Origin of the sequence: Winslowiella arboricola (assembly GCF_025527015.1) — a bacterium.
Taxonomy (GTDB): Bacteria; Pseudomonadota; Gammaproteobacteria; order Enterobacterales; family Enterobacteriaceae; genus Erwinia; species Erwinia arboricola.
The window spans coordinates 65,963-82,991 of sequence record NZ_JAODIM010000039.1 but is presented as its reverse complement, the minus strand read 5'-3'; the positions used below and the strand labels follow the sequence as shown (position 1 = coordinate 82,991).

Here is a 17,029-nt window from a genome sequence, read left to right as displayed (position 1 = left end):
TGGCAATAACGCCGCCCTTACATAAGAGCAGGGTTTCCCGTAAGGAAGGCAATAACGCCGCCCTTACATAAGACCAGCGTTTTCCGTAGGGGCGGCGTTATCGCCGCCCTTCTGTCAGAGTTGCGGACCGGCTTTCACCAGTGCCGCACCTGCTGGCGTATCGGTATATTTATCAAAGTTATCAACAAAGCGTTGCGCCAGATCCCGCGCTTTCGCGTCCCACTCTTCGCCATTCTGGTAAGTATTACGCGGATCCAGAATATGACTGTCGACACCCTCCAGCGCCAGCGGCATTTCCAGGTTAAAGATCGGCAACGTGCGCGTTTCCGCCGTGCTGAGTTCACCCTGCAAAATCGCATTGATGATCGCGCGGGTATCTTTAATCGAAATACGTTTGCCGCTGCCATTCCAGCCAGTATTGACCAGATAAGCCTCGGCATTGGCGGCCTGCATGCGTTTTACCAGCACTTCTGCATATTGCGTCGGATGCAACGTCAGGAAGGCGGCACCGAAACAGGCGGAGAAGGTTGGCGTGGGTTCGGTTACGCCGCGCTCGGTGCCAGCCAGCTTGGCGGTAAAGCCTGAGAGGAAGTGGTATTGCGTCTGATCGGGCGTAAGACGCGAAACCGGTGGCAGTACGCCAAAGGCATCAGCAGTCAGGAAGATCACTTTCTGCGCATGGCCCGCTTTTGACACCGGTTTAACGATATTATCGATATGATTGATCGGATAGGAAACGCGGGTGTTTTCGGTTTTGCTGCCGTCATCAAAATCAATCGAGCCATCACTCAGCACCACCACGTTTTCCAGCAGCGCATCGCGGCGAATAGCATGGTAGATTTCCGGTTCAGCTTTTTCCGACAGCTTAATGGTTTTGGCGTAGCAGCCACCCTCGAAGTTAAATACGCCGTCATCGTCCCAGCCATGCTCATCATCACCAATCAGCTGGCGGTCAGGGTCGGTTGACAGGGTAGTTTTGCCGGTGCCCGACAGACCAAAGAATACCGCGACATCACCTTGTTCACCGACATTCGCCGAACAGTGCATCGCCGCGACGCCTTTCAGTGGCAGCAGGTAGTTCATGACGGCGAACAGACCTTTTTTCATCTCGCCACCGTACCAGGTGCCGCCAATCAGCTGCATATTTTCTGTCAGGTTAAACGCCACGAAGTTTTCCGAATGCAGCCCCTGCTGTTGCCAGTTGGGATTGGTGCATTTGGCGCCATTCATCACGACAAAGTCGGGTTTGAAACTGGCCAGACCGGCGTCATCCGGCTGGATAAACATGTTTTTCACAAAGTGCGCCTGCCAGGCGACTTCGGTAATAAAGCGCACGCTCAGACGGGTATCGGGGTTTGCGCCGCACCAGGCATCGACAATAAACAGGCGTTTGCCAGAAAGCTGCGTTGTCACCAGCGTTTTTAGCTGCTCCCAGTTTTCCTGGGACAGGGGCTGATTATCATTTTTGCCTTTGCCCTGGTCACACCACCACAACGTGTCGCGCGTGGTGTCATCGCGCACAATATATTTATCTTTAGGGGAGCGGCCGGTGAAGATGCCGGTATCCACAGCAATCGCGCCGGATTGCGTCTGAATACCGCGTTCATAGCCTTGTAAACCGGGTTTGGTTTCTTCCTGAAAGAGGGTTTCGTAATCGGGATTATAAACCACCTCAACCGTGTCAGTGATGCCATAAGCGACGAGGTCCTGTGGGGTCAGGCCGTTAGTGCGCATATTACTGCTCCTTTCGGTTTCTTTTACTGCATCAGAGTTTGAAGTATTTCACTTTTTACGACAGTGATCATCGACAAATAAGGGATAACAAAGTCGCGATAACCACAATCGCGCGCAGTGTACACCGGTCTCGGGTCAGCGGAAGAGTGAAACGGCAGAAATGAGAGGCAAACACGATTTAATCATGTAATTCAGGATAATCTTACGAGGAAGTGTGTACTAAGCGGCTTATTTTACAGGGGAAAATATCAGATTAACCTGTTACGGGAGGCGTTATCGCCTCCCGCAGGCGATAAATTAATGCAGTTGCTCGTTGCCAGAGGCTGACTCATTGCGGATGGCGGCAATATCCACCGCATCATACACATAGTGGCTACCGCAGTAGTCGCAATGCATATCGATCTCGCCATCTTCCTCAATAATTTCATCCACTTCAGTTTGCGGCAGGCTTTTCAGCACTTCGCCACAACGCTCACGTGAACAGGTACATTTAAACACCACATCCTGCGGATCATAAACGGTCACCTCTTCCTGATGATACAGGCGCCATAATACTTCGTTGGCGGGCAGGGTGATCAGCTCTGCGGTTTTAATGGTTTCGGTTAAGGTCGCCAGATGACTGAAGTCATCGGTGCTGGTGTTCTGTGCCGGTAATACCTGCAACAGAATACCGCCCGCGCCGGCCTGGCCTTCAACTTCACCGGTACGCAAGAACAGGCGGGTTGGCAGTTGTTCAGAGCGCATAAAGTAATCTTCCAGACAGGCAGCAATGGTGTCGCCTTCCAGTCCGACGACGCCCTGATAACGTTCGCCCTGCTCAGGTGCGATGGTGATCACCAGATAGCCGTTGCCGACCATCTCTTTCAGCGTGCTGCCTTCGGCAATCTCACCCTTCGTGCGCGCTACACCACGCATCTCCTGACGGTTATTACCATTGATCACCGCCAGGCTCAGTGGGCCATCGCCCTGCAGCTGTACGGTGATATCGCCGTCAAACTTCAGTGTCGCAGTCAGCAGACTGGTCGCGACCAGCAGTTCGCCCAGCAGTTGCTGAACGGGTTGCGGGTAATCATGACCTTCAATAATTTCACGCCAGGTGTCAGATACGTTGACCAGTTCACCGCGTACGGCATAATTTTCGAACAGGTAACGGTGCATTTGGTCTTGCTGGGCCATAGTCTTCTCTTATTCGTCGCCAGAATGTTTAAATTTCATCAGGTCGCGGCGCTCTTTCTTATCAGGGCGACGGTCAGGATGGGGCATGGTCAGCGCATTCATTTTGCGCGCCAGCGCCACTTTTTCTCGTTTCTCAATACTTTCTGCGCTTTCGCTGTACAGCTGCTGCGCCTCGGTCGCCGGACGGCGCTGATCGGTAATCGCCAGCACCACCACTGTGCGCTGGTCGTTGCCCTGGCGTAACGTCAGTTCGGCATTCAGCTCCACCAGCTTGCCCGGCTTACTGCGCTGGCCGTTGTAGTGAACTTTGCCGCCTTCAACCATCTCACGCGCCACCGCGCGGGTTTTATAGAAGCGCGCCGCCCACAGCCACTTATCGAGTCGTACGCCTTCCGCGTTTTTCTCTTTCATTGCTTATCTCCCGCCATTATAAGGCGATAGCGGATACCAGGCTGCGATAGTCACTGACCGTCGGATGGCGGGCGAAGCTGATATCCGGCCGTGTGGAATCAGGATTGCTGACGCCCAGGCAGTAGCCTATGCCCCAGCGTTTCGCCGCATCAAGAATCGCTTCGTTATCGTCAATAAACAGCGTGCGCGCATTCGCAAAACCGGTGTGCTGCTGCACGGCCTGCCACAACCGTTGATCCTCTTTCGGATATCCAAATATGTGGGTGGAAAGATGTAAATCAAGGTGCTGATCCAGTCCGGTTTGCGCCAGTTTCACTTCCAGATTCCAGGGATGTGCATTAGTTAGCAGGATAGTGCGTTTACCACTGCTGCGCAGCGCCTGCAAAAATGGCAGGGTATCCTCACGCATTGCAGCGCGTTCGCGCAGCTCCCACGTCATCGCGCGGATATCCAGATCCAGCTCCCGGCTCCAGTAGTCGAGACAATACCAGTTTAGCGTATGCTGCACCGCCTGGTACTTTTCGCTAATCATCTGGCTGGCGGCGTCAATGCTAATGCCACGCTTAACGCTGAGCGTTAGCGGCACGTGCTGTAACCAGAAATGGCTGTCAAAAGCGAGATCGAGCAGGGTGCCATCCATATCCAGCAGGACGGTATCAATTTCAGACCAGTTGAGTGCATCAGACATCTGTGGCTCCGCGCGAGGTAAAAATCCGGGCGACAGGGTAGCACAGTTATCCAGCGGTCAGAACAGGGGACGCACGGTCTGAATGGCGGTCAGGGAGTGATTAAAGCAGTGATCGTAGTAACGCTGAATTTCAATAATCCGCGTACGGTTGCGATGACTACGTTTTAACGCCAGCAGTGCATTGACCACCAGGCTCAAACTGACAATCAGCAACAGCAGGCTGGTTGCCAGATAACGCCACAGGCTGATGGCGTCTGGCTCGCTGTGCAGCGCCACATGCTGGGTGCCATTCGCATCAGTGGTGATATTAGTAATAATGCCGGTAGCCTTAAAACGGGTATGCAGCAGCATGGAAGCAAGGCGCTGTAACTCGCCCCACTGTTCCGGCGCATTATAATCAAACAGCGAGACGACCGGTTGCGGCTGACTGACCAGCTGACGACCTTCATCACTGATAATCAAAAAACCGCCCGGCGGTGGGCTGTTTAACGCTTCTGCAGCGCGGCGCGTTTCACGATAAAAGAAGGATGAGGTAGCGGTATTCACCAGGTTTTCCAGCGCCTCAGCACTGACCGGTCGTAACAGCACATTCATGCCGTTCAGCGCGCCGGAGTTGGCGCGTTCCACCAGCGTTTCCCAGTCTTTGGCATTGCCGAGATTAACCAGCGCATTCTTCAGGCGCACGCAATCCTGTTCCTGGCTACAGAGATCCTGGGTTTTCAGCACCAGATCGGAAAAATCATCCAGCAGGATCATGCCCGATTTTTGAATTGCGGTGGCCAGTTGCGGGTTCAGCTTAGGATCGGTAGCGGTTTGCGGATGCAGCTGCTGATTGGTGCTGGTTTGCAAAGCGGTGGCTTTATCGATGATATCGGACTGCGGCTCAGGCAGGGGGGCGGCGTTGTTCCAGTAAATCGCCGAACAGTCGAACGGCATAAAGGCGTAGGCGCGATTACTTTGATAGTTCGCCGGCACCGAACACATGCCGTTACCGCTTACTTCAAGGCTGTCACCTACCCGCAGCGGGATTTTTTCCAGTTCATTAACCGCCGTCACCTTGATGCTTTCGGTGCCTTTAATCCATGCCATGCTCAGTTTCAGCGGCATGCTAAGCGGGATCCAGCTAACCAGCAAGATCAGCACCAGCAGCGAACCGCAGGCCAGCACCAGATTTTTACGCCAGAACTGCACCGGGAAGTTACGCACTTCATCCTGCAATGACAGAAAGCGTCCCTGTCGTACCACCTGGCGATTAAGATAGATATCAACATCGGTGGTCTGCCCTAAATCGTGGGCGACATACGGCTGCCAGTGCGACGGGTAGATCAGATCGATAATGCCTAACGAGATATTGCTGATTTGTCCCTGATTCGATTCGCCAAACAGTCCCCAGCGCTTCGGTGCGCCACGCAGACAGTGAATTTCACGCAAATCTTTTTCTGTTGGCCGGCGATACAGGAACCAGCAACTGACGGCAATCATTGCAATGCCGGCGCTAATCAGCCATGGCATCAGCAGGGGAGGGGAGATCAGGCTGAAGAAGAACAGCAGCAGAGCACAGCTGATCACCAGCGCTTCACGCATCCCGTCGGGGCGTGACAGCGAATACTCTTCAAGCGTCTCTTTACGCACGCTAAGCAGTTCAATATTTTCGCCTTCCTCTTTGCGAATCGAGGCATTTGGCGCCAGCGGACGCACCATCGGCGGCAGCGTCGGTTGTTCATAAGCGTAGCTGGTCAGCGAATGGCCATTCAGCGAAATCACCAGCGGAATAGACTGGGTTTTAATCAGCTCAACGTAGTTTTCGTCTGCAATATACTGTTCCCATAATGGCGGCAGATGCACTTCAACTGCATCAAGGTAATAGCGCCATTTATGCGGTTCATCGGTAGAGAGACCATAGCGGGTGATCGCCCGGGTGACCGGATAGACATTACTGCTTTGCGAGGTGAGTATCAGCTTGATCGGCGCGGTGCTGGTTCCGCCGGGTAACACGTTGCTGCTGCTGCGTTTGGCCAGTGATTCGACATAACGCTCAACGGCCACGCGTTCTTCGTCCGTCAGCTTGCGGTGTGGAGGACTGATAAACGGCAGTGGTTTCGCCATCGGCGGACGATGCCGCATAGCGTACCAAAAGAAACAACCTGCTACGATCGAGCAGGCCAGCATTACAGCCAATATGATAATTATTGTGCTCATGCTTCGCTTATCCCAGCCAAAGTCTTCCCATTACGGTCTCACGAACTCCACGTTGCTTTATCTTTTCCGTATTTGAAGTAGCAGCTGTGTTAGCGGCGGACGGGCGGCGAAAACGCCGCCCCTACGTAGATGCCCCGCAGGGGAGCCGTTATCGGCTCCCGTTCATCGGGAGGCACTCGCTTGCTGCAACTTCAATTACTTTGGCTATGAATCGTTATGCTAAATGCTAATTTTGGCGGGACAGGGCAGAACTGGCAACCCGCCATGCATAAAAAATAGCGCACGAAATCAAAAGTTTATATCTATCACATAAAAAGCCTTGCGCAAATGTTACCGGGGTTATTTGCATTAAAATATCGGTATTATCCTATTTTTAGCCATGATAACCCGCTTTTGCACAATTTTTTCCTTAACATAAACAACGATTTGTTATAAGAAAGTAAATTACAGCATGCAATGATTGGATTCCACAGGCGGCTATCGCACAATGACAGCCAGTCACGCGTTGCGCTTTGTTGGAAGAAACAGAGCTGCACCTTATTCGGCTTTTTCCTGGGGCCACTATGACCAGACAATTACAAAAACCTGAAATACTCAATGTAGAAACAGTCGCGCAATCACGGTTATTTACCGTTGAAGCTGTCGATCTCAGCTTCAGCAATGGCGCGCGTCGGGTCTATGAACGTATGCGCCCCTCTGGCCGCGAAGCGGTGATGATTGTACCGATTATCGACGACCACCTGATTCTGATTCAGGAGTATGCCGTTGGCCTTGAGTGCTACGAGCTGGGCTTTCCAAAGGGATTAATCGACCCGGGTGAAACGGTGTTTGAAGCGGCCAATCGTGAGTTAAAAGAAGAGGCCGGTTTTGGCGCCGCAGCGCTGGAAACGCTCAGCAAACTGACCATGGCACCTTCCTACTTCTCCAGCAAAATGAATATCGTGGTGGCGGAAGGACTCTATCCGGAAAAGCTGGAAGGGGATGAACCTGAGCCGATGCCGGTCGTGCGCTGGCCACTGGAAAACCTGCTGACGCTACTGGAAGAGCCTGATTTCCGTGAGGCGCGCAATGTCAGTGCGCTGTTTTTAGTGCGGGAGTGGTTGGTGAAGCAGGGGCGATTGAATTATTGAGTGCTGACAGGGTGCAAAACATCGGCATGGGCGGCGATAACGCCGCCCATTGAACCTCGCTAGAACAACTCCTTGCTCTCGCCATTATCCATCATGGTGGTGCCAACATCATGCACTGAGTACTCGGTTGGCTGGGTGCCATCGATAAAGAACTCGGGACGACTGTTGCCGCCACCATTGGCCAGCTTGCCTGTGCTGCGATCGATATTCACCGTCACCACGCCAGCAGGGGCGGTGAGCGGCTGCAGCGGCACGCCATTAAGTGCTGACTGCATAAACTCATCCCAGGCAGGCTGAGCGCTCTTCGCACCGCCTTCATAGCCGGAAATCTGATCCTGAATCGCACCCGATGCGGTACTGCGTCCCAGATCGCGACGATGGTCATCAAAGCCAATCCACACCGAAGTCACCACACCCGGGCCATAACCGGAGAACCAGGCGTCTTTCGAGCTGTTGGTGGTACCGGTTTTGCCACCGATATCATTACGCTTCAGATCACGCCCGGCGCGCCAGCCAGTCCCCATCCAGCCCGGTTCACCAAAGATATTGGAGTTCAGCGCGCTTTTAATCAGGAATGACAGCGGCGTATTGATCACATGGGGAGCATATTGCTGCTCACCAGAGGATTGCTGACCGGCTGGCACCTGCTCCAGTGCTGGTTGCGGCACCGCCACATTACGGCCTTCCTGCGACACCGCCACGTTTTCCACACTGTCTTCACTGAGGGCGACAGCTTTCTGGGTGTCGCCATAAATCACCGGCAGATTACATTCGGCACAGGCGATCTTCGGTTTCATTTCAAACAGCGCGTCACCATGCTCATTTTCGATTTTGCGAATAAAGTACGGATCAACCAGGAAACCGCCATTAGCCATCACCGCATAACCACGCACCAGCTGCATTGGCGTAAAGGACGCTGAGCCCAGCGCCAGCGATTCGGTATGCACAATATTTTGTGCCGGGAAGCCGAAACGTTGCAGATATTCTGCGGCGTAATCGACGCCCATCGCACGCATCGCACGCACCATCACCACGTTTTTCGATTCGCCCAGTCCCTGACGCAGACGAATCGGACCATCGTAGCGCGCCGGGGAGTTTTTCGGCCGCCAGTCGGAACCGGCACCGGCATCCCAGCGGGAGATTGGCACATCATTCAGAATCGAGGCCAGCGTTAAACCGCGGTCCATGGCTGCGGTGTACAGGAACGGTTTGATATTGGAACCGACCTGACGCAGCGCCTGGGTGGCGCGGTTAAACTTGCTTTGGTTAAAGTCGAAACCGCCGACCAGCGCACGTACTGCGCCATCCTGGGGATCGAGTGAAACCAGCGCCGAGTTAACATCGGGAACCTGCGCCAGCCACCAGTCATTGCCCACTTTGCGGACCCAAATCTGCTGGCCACTCTGCACTACCTGGGTCACGCTGCGTGGCGTCGCGCCTTGCAGGGTGTCCGATTTATACGGACGCGCCCAGCGCATACCGGCCATACCCAGCGCCACATGACTGCCGTCACGCATCACCGCCGTGGCTTCATCGCTATTCGCGCTGGTCACCACCGCCGGGAACAGCGGGCCATAGACCGGCAACGCTTTCAGAGACTTCACGATTTCACTCTCGCCCCAGGCGGTTTCACCCACTTTCCACAGCACGTTAGACGGGCCACGGTAGCCATGGCGCATATCGTAAGCCAGCACGTTATTGCGTACCGACTCCTGTGCTGCGGTTTGCAGCTTGCGCGTCACGGTGGTGTAAACCTTAAAACCGTCGGTATAGGCATTTTCGCCGTAACGTTTAATCATCTCCTGGCGCACCATTTCCGTCAGGTAAGGCGCGGAAAAGGCGATTTCAGGGCCGTGATAGCTGGCCACCAGCGGCTCGTTACGCGCTTCGTTGTAGCGCGACTGGCTGATGTAGTTCTGATCCAGCATACGCGCCAGCACCACGTTGCGGCGTGACAGCGCGCGATCGTGCGAGTAGAGCGGGTTAAAAGTCGACGGCGCTTTTGGCAGACCGGCGATCATCGCCATTTCGCTTAACGTCAGCTGATCGACATTCTTGCCGAAATAGACCTGCGCCGCCGCACCGACGCCATAAGCGCGGTAGCCGAGGTAAATTTTATTCAGATACAGCTCAAGAATTTCGTCTTTGCTCAGCAGCTGCTCGATGCGAATCGCCAGGAACGCTTCCTTAATCTTACGCATCAGTGTGCGTTCCGGACTCAGGAAGAAGTTACGCGCCAGCTGCTGGGTAATGGTGCTGGCACCCTGCGAAGCGTGGCCCGAGATCAGCGCAATACTGGCGGCACGGAAGATACCAATCGGATCAACGCCATGATGCTCGTAGAAACGGCTGTCTTCAGTGGCAATAAACGCTTTCACCATTTCTGGCGGCATTTGCTGGAGTGTCAGCGGCACACGGCGTTTTTCGCCGTACTGGGCAATAAGATCGCCCTCAGCGCTATAGACCTGCATGGGTGTCTGCAGTCGGACGTCTTTCAGGGTGTTTACATCGGGCAGCTGCGGCTCAATATATTTATACAAGCCGTAGACCGAGCCGGCTCCCAGCAAAATGCAACACACTGCAAGAATCAAAAAATACTTTACGAACTTCACCTGATATTTCCCATGTAATGTCGATTGGGTAGTTTATAAACAATCGCGCGGTAGTATAAAGGCTAGCCAGTAGCTTTGATACCTTCTTTGTACTGACGGACGGCGCGAACGTTGTCATTACGGCCGCTGCAAACTATTGGCACGGGCGGCGATAACGCCGCCCCTACAGACCTTTTTCAAAACGATATGGAGATCGCGCGAAAATGGCTTTTCAGACATGGCAAATTGGACTGGATATTCAGAACGGACAGCTCTGTGCCTTAGGCATCCAGCGCCGTCGTAACGGCTGGCAACTGCGCCACTGGTGGCAGCATGCGCTGCCGCAAGATACGTTAAGAAACGGCGCACTGCAACGTTCCGCCGAATTGACCGCGATCCTGCAATGCTGGCGCAAACAACTTCCACGCCAAATCTCATTGCGGGTCGGATTTCCGCCTCAACTGGTGCTACAACGGCATATCGATCTGCCGCGCCAGCTTGTTACCGAACCGGAGCGTAGCAGCTATGTACGGGCGGCGGCGAGACGATTTTTCCCAATTGAACTGGATGCGCTGGTGCTGGATTACCGTGAGTTACCTCACCCGGCTGGTCAGCTGTGCGTCACTGCCGCGCGGCGTGAGATGGTGGATCAGTGGCTGACGTGCTTGAGCCATGCAGGATTGTTGCCGCAGGTTTTTGAACTGACGGCCGCGGCGCTGCGTTCGCTGTCACAGGGGCTAAAGCTGGATCCGGCCGCTACGCTGGTTCACCGCCTCGCCGATCACTGGCTGTGGTTTTCACCGCAGAATAGTCAGCAGCCTTGCGGCTGGTGCAGCCATGATGAAGCCAGCGATTTTCAGGCGTTACGGCTGCGCTATCTGCCCGACAGTGGCGTGATCTATTACAGCGCTGTCGTGGCTGATCTCTTGCCGGATGAAACCCATGATCTGCTGCCGCTGCAGGCGCTGCAAATGATCCAGCCGCCGTTGCCGCCCTATAGCGGCAGCTTTGCGCTGGCGACCGGTCTGGCGCTGCGCCCGGAGGATCGGTGATGGTGTGGGTCAATCTGCTGCCATGGCGTCAGCAGCAGTTAATCAAACAGCGGCGTGGCTGGTGGCTGGTGCTACTGGTGCTGGTGCTGCCGGGGGGGACTGTATTGCTGATGTTCTGTCAGCAGCTGGCGACGGATAACCAGCACTGGCGGCAACGGCTAAACCAGCTTCAGGTCGCAATGGCGCAGGCTGACGGCCTGGCGCAAAAACTGGCGCAAGCGCAGCAGCAGCGGCATGATCTGCTGGCACGGCAGCAGAAGCAGCAACGCCAGCAGTTGCGTAACCAGCAGTGGCTGCAGTTCGCCGGGGCTCTGCCGCAGCTGATGCCGCAGAGCCTGTGGCTGACCAGCCTGCAACAAGCGACTTCAGGTTTTTATATCAGCGGCATCAGCCATCAGCTTGAGGATGTGGCGGTTTTTCGTCAGCAATTGGGCAGGCAGCCGCTGTTTCAGCAGATACATCACGGCAGCATTGAACGCCAGAGCAACGGCTTGATGCAATTTAGCCTGCAGGCCAGCCTGCAACAGGAGCTGGCGTATGAGTGAGTGGCTAATACGCTGGCAATATGCACCACGCCACTGGCAGTGGTTAACCGTGCTGGGCGTACCTTTGTTGCTGCTGATATTTAGCGCCTGGTGGTGGCTGCAACCGCTGCGCAGCCATCGGCAGTTACTGGCAAAACAGTATCAGCAACAGTATCAGCATTATCAGGCACGGCTGGCGCAGCTGATCGCTCAGCCCACGTTGCTGATGCAACAGCAACAAAATCAGCAACTGCTGGCATCGCTGCAAGCCGCTGATTCGGCCACTTTCTCATTAGCTGCCCTGATGGCCGATGGTGCGGCGCTGGAGAAATGGCAGCCGGACGCGCAGGGCGGTGAGCTGACATTGTTATTAAGCTGGTCGCATTTTCAACAAACGCTGGCGTACCTGGCGTCACGCCAGCCGCCGGTGGTGATTAACACTCTGTTGTTGCAGCGCCATGGTGAACAGCTGCGCGCGACCATCAGCCTGGGTATCAGCAATGCGCAGTAGCCGGGCAGCACGTCTTCTGTGGCTGCTCTGGCTGTTATCCGGCGTGGCCGCGGCGCGTGACCCTTTTGCTCCGTCTGAAACCGCCAGCTGCCTGCAACAGGTGCCGGCGCTGACCCAGTGGCGCCTGCAGGGCATTATCGGTCGTGCAGCCGACTACCGTGGCTGGCTGCTGTCGCCGCAAGGTCAGGTGGTGACGGTAGCGAACAGCGGAGATTTTCCACTTTATCCGTGGGAAGTCAGTGAAATTAATGGTGCAGCTATTCACTTGCAGGCGGTGCAAAGCTGTGAGCCGCGTGGGTTCAGCCTGCGACTAAAAGGACGTAACGATGAAATGGATAATCATCACGATGTTAGTACTGCTGAGCCCGTCCGGGCGCAGCAGTGAAGCGCCGATTTCGCTGGCTTTTGACGAAGCCCCGGTGGAGCGGGTATTACAGGCGCTGGCGGATTACCAGCAGCTCAATTTAATGGTGGCGCCCGGCGTAGAGGGCACGCTATCGCTGCGGCTGAAAGAGGTCTCCTGGCAGCAGGCGTTAAAGTTAATCACCCGCATGGCGAAGCTGACGATTGAAACCGAGGGCAACGTGATGCTGGTCTACCCTGAGAGCTGGCAACTGGAGCAGCAGCAGCGTGTAACGTTACGCAGCGAACAGCAGCAGTTAACCTTACCACTGGAGACGCGCAGCCTGACGTTGCAGTATGCCGATGCCACGACGGTCAATAATAGCCTGCTGTCGCAACAGGCAAAATTGATGACTCCGCGCGGCAGCGCTACCGTCGACACGCGCACCAACGCCCTGCTGCTACGTGATACCGCTGCCGCATTGCAGCAGACCGTGCAGTGGGTGCAGGCGCTGGATGTGCCGCTGGAGCAGATTGAACTGGCGGCGCATATTGTCACCATCAGCGAAGAGAATCTGCGTGAACTGGGCGTCAGCTGGGGAATGAGCAGCGAAGAGCAGATCACCCGTGCGCTGCGCACCAGCCAGTTAGGCATCGATCTCGGCGTCAGCAAACCGACTTTTACCGCCGGATTTCATCTGGCGCGCCTCGACGGGCGTTTGCTCGATTTGGAGCTTAGCGCGCTGGAGCGGGAGAATCAGATCGAGATTATCGCCAGCCCGCGCCTGTTTACTTCCCATCAACAGCCTGCCAGCATCAAGCAGGGCACGGAAATCCCCTATGAAGTCTCCAGCGGCAGCAATGGCGCCACCACCATTGAATTTAAAGAGGCGGTGCTGGGGATGGAAGTGACGCCATCGGTACAACCGAATGGGCGGATTATGCTGAAATTGCGTATCAGTCAGAATGTGCCGGGACGTAACCTGCACAGTGGTGAAATTGAGGTGCTGACAATTGATAAGCAGGAAATTGAAACCCAGATCAGCCTGAAGGATGGCCAGACACTGGCGCTGGGCGGCATTTTTCAGCAGCAGAACTCCACCGGTCGCGATAAGGTACCGCTTCTGGGGGATATTCCGCTGTTGGGTGCGCTGTTTCGTCACGATGTGCGTCAGCAGAAGCGACGTGAGCTGGTGATTTTTATCACGCCACGACTGATCCGTGACGAATGATGCTTTTTTGCCAGGAAAGCATCCAACCTGGACGTTTTTTCGTTGATTGCTAACATATGCGTTTGACGCAAGGGCGGATTTAGCTTACAAGGTTTAGCGATTTTGAATATTAGGCCATCGCGCCTGTTGCAGAGAATGCAATATACCCAAAATAATTCGGGTTGCATCGCGGCGGCAACTTAGCGAATCCGCAGGAGCATAATTACTATGCGACTGGGGTGAGCGAAGGCAGCCAACAAAGAGACAACCTGAAGTATGAAGGGTATTAACCGTTTTATATCGCGCTGAACTAGCGTTCCGATGCATCTGAAATCGGTCAGATAAATAAAGCGGACTGAAACGCGCAGAGGTACGCGCAGTGAGCAGGCAATTTATTCGGTTGCCAAACTACCTTGAGTGTTGAGATAATTTTCAGTCTGACTCTCGAACTATCGCTCATGAGGTTTCAGTTCATGTCCCGCCAGCGGCAACATCGTTGAACGCGGGGTAACATCAACGAATTGTCTTAGTAATACCGAAAAAATGGCAGAGAAACGCAATATCTTTCTGGTTGGGCCTATGGGTGCCGGCAAAAGCACTATTGGTCGTCAGTTAGCTCAGCAACTCAATATGGAGTTTTTCGACTCCGATCAAGAAATTGAGCGACGTACCGGAGCGGATGTGGGCTGGGTGTTCGACGTTGAAGGCGAAGAAGGCTTTCGTGATCGCGAAGAAAAAATCATCAATGAACTCACCGAAAAACAGGGCATTGTGCTGGCAACAGGCGGCGGCTCTGTAAAATCACGTGAAACCCGTAATCGTCTGTCCGCCCGTGGCGTAGTGGTGTATCTGGAAACCACTATTGAGAAACAACTGGCTCGTACGCAACGTGATAAAAAGCGTCCGCTGCTGCAGGTTGATTCGCCACCGCGTGAAGTGCTGGAAGCTTTAGCGAATGAACGCAATCCTCTGTATGAAGAGATTGCGGATGTGACCATTCGCACTGATGATCAGAGCGCCAAAGTAGTGGCTAATCAGATCATTAATATGTTGGAAAAGAACTGATTAGCGTAAACGCGTTGAAAGGGTGACGTGCTGCTTCAGAGACGGTCAGAACCAGCTACAGGATGCGATTTATCCCCGATGGGTGTGCATCTGACGCTGGTTTAACACCGGATCGATACGCGCGGCCGATTTCAACTCAGTTGTAAAAACCTGCCCATGCTATGGGCAACGCATATAGGGTTATACAGCGTCATGGAGAGGATCACCGTCACTCTCGGGGAGAGAAGTTACCCCATCACCATCGCTGCCGGACTGTTTAACGATCCGGCTTCTTTTTGGCCGCTGAAAGCGGGCGATCAGACTATGCTGGTGACGAACCAGACGTTGGCTCCTCTCTATCTGGACAAGCTGCGTAACCTGCTGGAAAGCGCCGGTATTAAGGTCGATCAGGTCATTCTGCCTGATGGCGAGCAATATAAAACCCTGTCCGTTATGGACGAGGTGTTCACCGCGCTACTGGAAAAACCGCATGGTCGTGATACCACCTTAATCGCCCTCGGTGGCGGGGTGATTGGCGACCTGACCGGTTTCGCCGCCGCCAGTTATCAACGCGGCGTGCGCTTTATTCAGGTGCCGACCACGCTTTTATCGCAGGTCGACTCCTCGGTTGGCGGCAAAACTGCTGTCAATCATCCCCTTGGCAAAAATATGATCGGTGCTTTTTACCAGCCAGCTTCAGTGGTTGTCGATCTTGACTGCCTGCAGAGTTTACCGCCGCGCGAACTGGCTTCGGGTCTGGCGGAAGTGATCAAATACGGCATTATTCTCGACGCTGACTTCTTTGACTGGCTGGAGCAGAACCTTGACGCTCTGCTGGCGCTGGATGGCGTGGCGATGGCGTATTGCATTCGTCGTTGCTGCGAACTGAAAGCGGAAGTGGTCGCGGCTGATGAGCGTGAAACCGGCCTGCGCGCCCTGCTGAATCTTGGTCATACCTACGGTCATGCGATTGAAGCGCATATGGGGTACGGCAACTGGCTGCATGGCGAAGCGGTATCCGCTGGCATGGTGATGGCTGCACGTACTGCAGAACGTCTCGGTCAGTTCAGCGCAGCCGATACCGATCGCATTATCAGGTTACTGAAACGTGCAGGATTACCGGTAGAGGGCCCGCAGAGCATGCTGTCCCATGACTATTTACCGCATATGATGCGCGATAAAAAAGTGCTGGCCGGTGAACTGCGCCTGGTATTACCTCTCGCAATTGGCAAAGCCGAAGTGCGTGGTGGGGTTGCGCATGATATCGTGCTGGCAGCAATTGAAGATTGCCAGAAATCGTAGGGGCGGCGTTCTCGCCGCCCTGGTCAGCAATGTTAAGAATGAATGATGTAAACGCTGCCCCCGATGCGGGCGGCGGATGCCGTTAAACGGGAGGAGGTTGTAATGGACGAGTTTAAACCGGAAGACGAGTTAAAACCTGACACCAGTGACCGCCGTCCGACGCGGTCGCGCAAAACGTCTTCTGCACCGAAGGTTGCGGTTTCCCGTCAGCATATGATGATGGGGATTGGTATCCTGGTTCTGCTGCTGTTAGTGATTGGTATCGGCTCGGCGCTTAACGGCCCGGACGATGGCCAGAAAACTCAGCAGCCGGTCCGCGGTAACACCGGCAACGCGGGTAATGCGCCATCAGGCGGCGAAAAGAGTATCGACCTGTCCGGTTCTTCCTCCATCAGCGGCCAGCCAGCTGAGCAGCAGCCGGCAACGGATAGCACCGCGAACTCCGCGGGTAATGGCCAGCCGATCAGTGTGCCACCGATTTCCCCGACGCCAACGCAAGCCGAGCCGGTGCAGACACCACCAGGCCAGCAGCGTGTGGAGCTGCCGGGTGACCTGAACAGTGCGCTCTCTTCACAGCAGGATCAGGTGAATGCGGCGGCACAGGGCGCGTCAAACAGCGGCAGTTCATTGCCCACTGCACCGGCAACGGTAGCCGGTGGTCAGCAGAGTCAGGCTACGCCGCCAGCCAGTAAGCCAGCACAGCATCAGGCGACTGCACAGCAGCATAAGCCAGCGGCGACACATAAACCGGCGGCCAGCAAACCTGCGTCGCAGCCAGCGAGCAAACCGGCAGCGACGGCCAGCCGTGCTCCGGCAGCCAGCAGCGGGTCTGCGCCAGGCGGTAACTATACGCTGCAGCTGAGCAGTGCTTCACGCTCAGATACGTTAAATGCCTGGGCGAAAAAACAGAATCTGTCGGGTTATCACGTGTATAAAACTACGCGTAACGGTCAGCCTTGGTATGTGCTGGTAAGCGGCTCTTACGCCACACCTGCAGATGCGAAGCGCGCTGTTGCTGCGTTGCCTGCTGAGGTTCGTGCCCAGAGTCCATGGGTCAAACCGGTCAGCCAGGTGAAAAAGGAATCCGTTAATTAATCTGTCGGCGCCGTGACAG

Annotated in this window: 15 protein-coding genes; 9 read left to right on the top strand and 6 right to left on the bottom strand. The window is 54.9% G+C overall.

Annotation, left to right across the window (positions count from 1 at the left end; all coding sequences use genetic code 11):
• Nucleotides 1-114: 114 nt before the first annotated feature.
• The 5 genes from pckA to N5923_RS08320 all read right to left on the bottom strand — a co-directional run bounded on the left by pckA (nt 115) and on the right by N5923_RS08320 (nt 6,208).
• Nucleotides 115-1,734 (bottom strand): phosphoenolpyruvate carboxykinase (ATP), encoded by a 1,620-nt coding sequence (pckA, locus tag N5923_RS08340; RefSeq protein WP_267141298.1) that lies wholly within the window; start codon nt 1,732-1,734, stop codon nt 115-117.
• 297 nt (nt 1,735-2,031) lie between these two features.
• Complete coding sequence (hslO, locus tag N5923_RS08335; protein WP_267141297.1) at nt 2,032-2,910, bottom strand: Hsp33 family molecular chaperone HslO; 879 nt, start codon at nt 2,908-2,910, stop codon at nt 2,032-2,034.
• A gap of 9 nt (nt 2,911-2,919) precedes the next feature.
• Nucleotides 2,920-3,321 carry a ribosome-associated heat shock protein Hsp15 gene (gene hslR, locus N5923_RS08330; protein ID WP_267141296.1) on the bottom strand — a complete coding sequence of 134 codons (402 nt, stop codon included), beginning with the start codon at nt 3,319-3,321 and terminating at the stop codon, nt 2,920-2,922.
• Nucleotides 3,322-3,337: 16 nt separating this feature from the next.
• A complete protein-coding gene (gene yrfG, locus N5923_RS08325; RefSeq protein ID WP_267141295.1) occupies nt 3,338-4,009 on the bottom strand; it encodes a GMP/IMP nucleotidase in 672 nt (223 codons plus the stop codon).
• A 57-nt stretch (nt 4,010-4,066) separates the two neighbouring features.
• Entirely contained in the window at nt 4,067-6,208 is a 2,142-nt protein-coding gene (locus N5923_RS08320) for an intracellular growth attenuator family protein (RefSeq protein WP_267141294.1), read from the bottom strand.
• Between the two features lie 563 nt (nt 6,209-6,771).
• Between N5923_RS08320 and nudE the strand changes: the two genes are divergently transcribed.
• A complete protein-coding gene (gene nudE, locus N5923_RS08315; RefSeq protein WP_267141293.1) occupies nt 6,772-7,338 on the top strand; it encodes an ADP compounds hydrolase NudE in 567 nt (188 codons plus the stop codon).
• Between the two features lie 59 nt (nt 7,339-7,397).
• Here the strand turns inward: nudE and mrcA are convergent, their stop codons facing one another.
• Nucleotides 7,398-9,950 (bottom strand): peptidoglycan glycosyltransferase/peptidoglycan DD-transpeptidase MrcA, encoded by a 2,553-nt coding sequence (gene mrcA, locus N5923_RS08310; protein WP_267141292.1) that lies wholly within the window; start codon nt 9,948-9,950, stop codon nt 7,398-7,400.
• Between the two features lie 203 nt (nt 9,951-10,153).
• On the opposite strand from mrcA, the gene pilM reads away from it, so the two are divergent.
• From pilM to N5923_RS08270, 8 genes are all read left to right on the top strand, one after another.
• On the top strand, nt 10,154-10,981 hold the full coding sequence (pilM, locus tag N5923_RS08305) for a pilus assembly protein PilM (RefSeq protein WP_267141291.1): 828 nt from the start codon (nt 10,154-10,156) through the stop codon (nt 10,979-10,981).
• Nucleotides 10,981-11,526: a PilN domain-containing protein gene (locus N5923_RS08300; RefSeq protein WP_267141313.1), complete on the top strand. Its 546-nt coding sequence runs from the start codon at nt 10,981-10,983 to the stop codon at nt 11,524-11,526. The genes pilM and N5923_RS08300 overlap by 1 nt, the downstream gene beginning before the upstream one ends.
• On the top strand, nt 11,519-12,016 hold the full coding sequence (locus N5923_RS08295) for a HofO family protein (protein ID WP_267141290.1): 498 nt from the start codon (nt 11,519-11,521) through the stop codon (nt 12,014-12,016). The genes N5923_RS08300 and N5923_RS08295 overlap by 8 nt, the downstream gene beginning before the upstream one ends.
• Nucleotides 12,006-12,401, top strand: coding sequence for a HofP DNA utilization family protein (locus N5923_RS08290; protein WP_267141289.1), 396 nt, complete (start codon nt 12,006-12,008; stop codon nt 12,399-12,401). Before N5923_RS08295 ends, N5923_RS08290 begins: the two co-directional genes overlap by 11 nt.
• On the top strand, nt 12,343-13,590 hold the full coding sequence (hofQ, locus tag N5923_RS08285; protein WP_267141288.1) for a DNA uptake porin HofQ: 1,248 nt from the start codon (nt 12,343-12,345) through the stop codon (nt 13,588-13,590). Before N5923_RS08290 ends, hofQ begins: the two co-directional genes overlap by 59 nt.
• 522 nt (nt 13,591-14,112) lie before the next feature.
• Nucleotides 14,113-14,634, top strand: coding sequence for a shikimate kinase AroK (gene aroK / locus N5923_RS08280; RefSeq protein WP_017802997.1), 522 nt, complete (start codon nt 14,113-14,115; stop codon nt 14,632-14,634).
• Between the two features lie 192 nt (nt 14,635-14,826).
• Nucleotides 14,827-15,915: a 3-dehydroquinate synthase gene (gene aroB / locus N5923_RS08275; protein WP_267141287.1), complete on the top strand. Its 1,089-nt coding sequence runs from the start codon at nt 14,827-14,829 to the stop codon at nt 15,913-15,915.
• Nucleotides 15,916-16,017: 102 nt separating this feature from the next.
• Entirely contained in the window at nt 16,018-17,010 is a 993-nt protein-coding gene (locus N5923_RS08270; RefSeq protein WP_267141286.1) for an SPOR domain-containing protein, read from the top strand.
• The last annotated feature ends 19 nt before the right edge of the window (nt 17,011-17,029 follow it).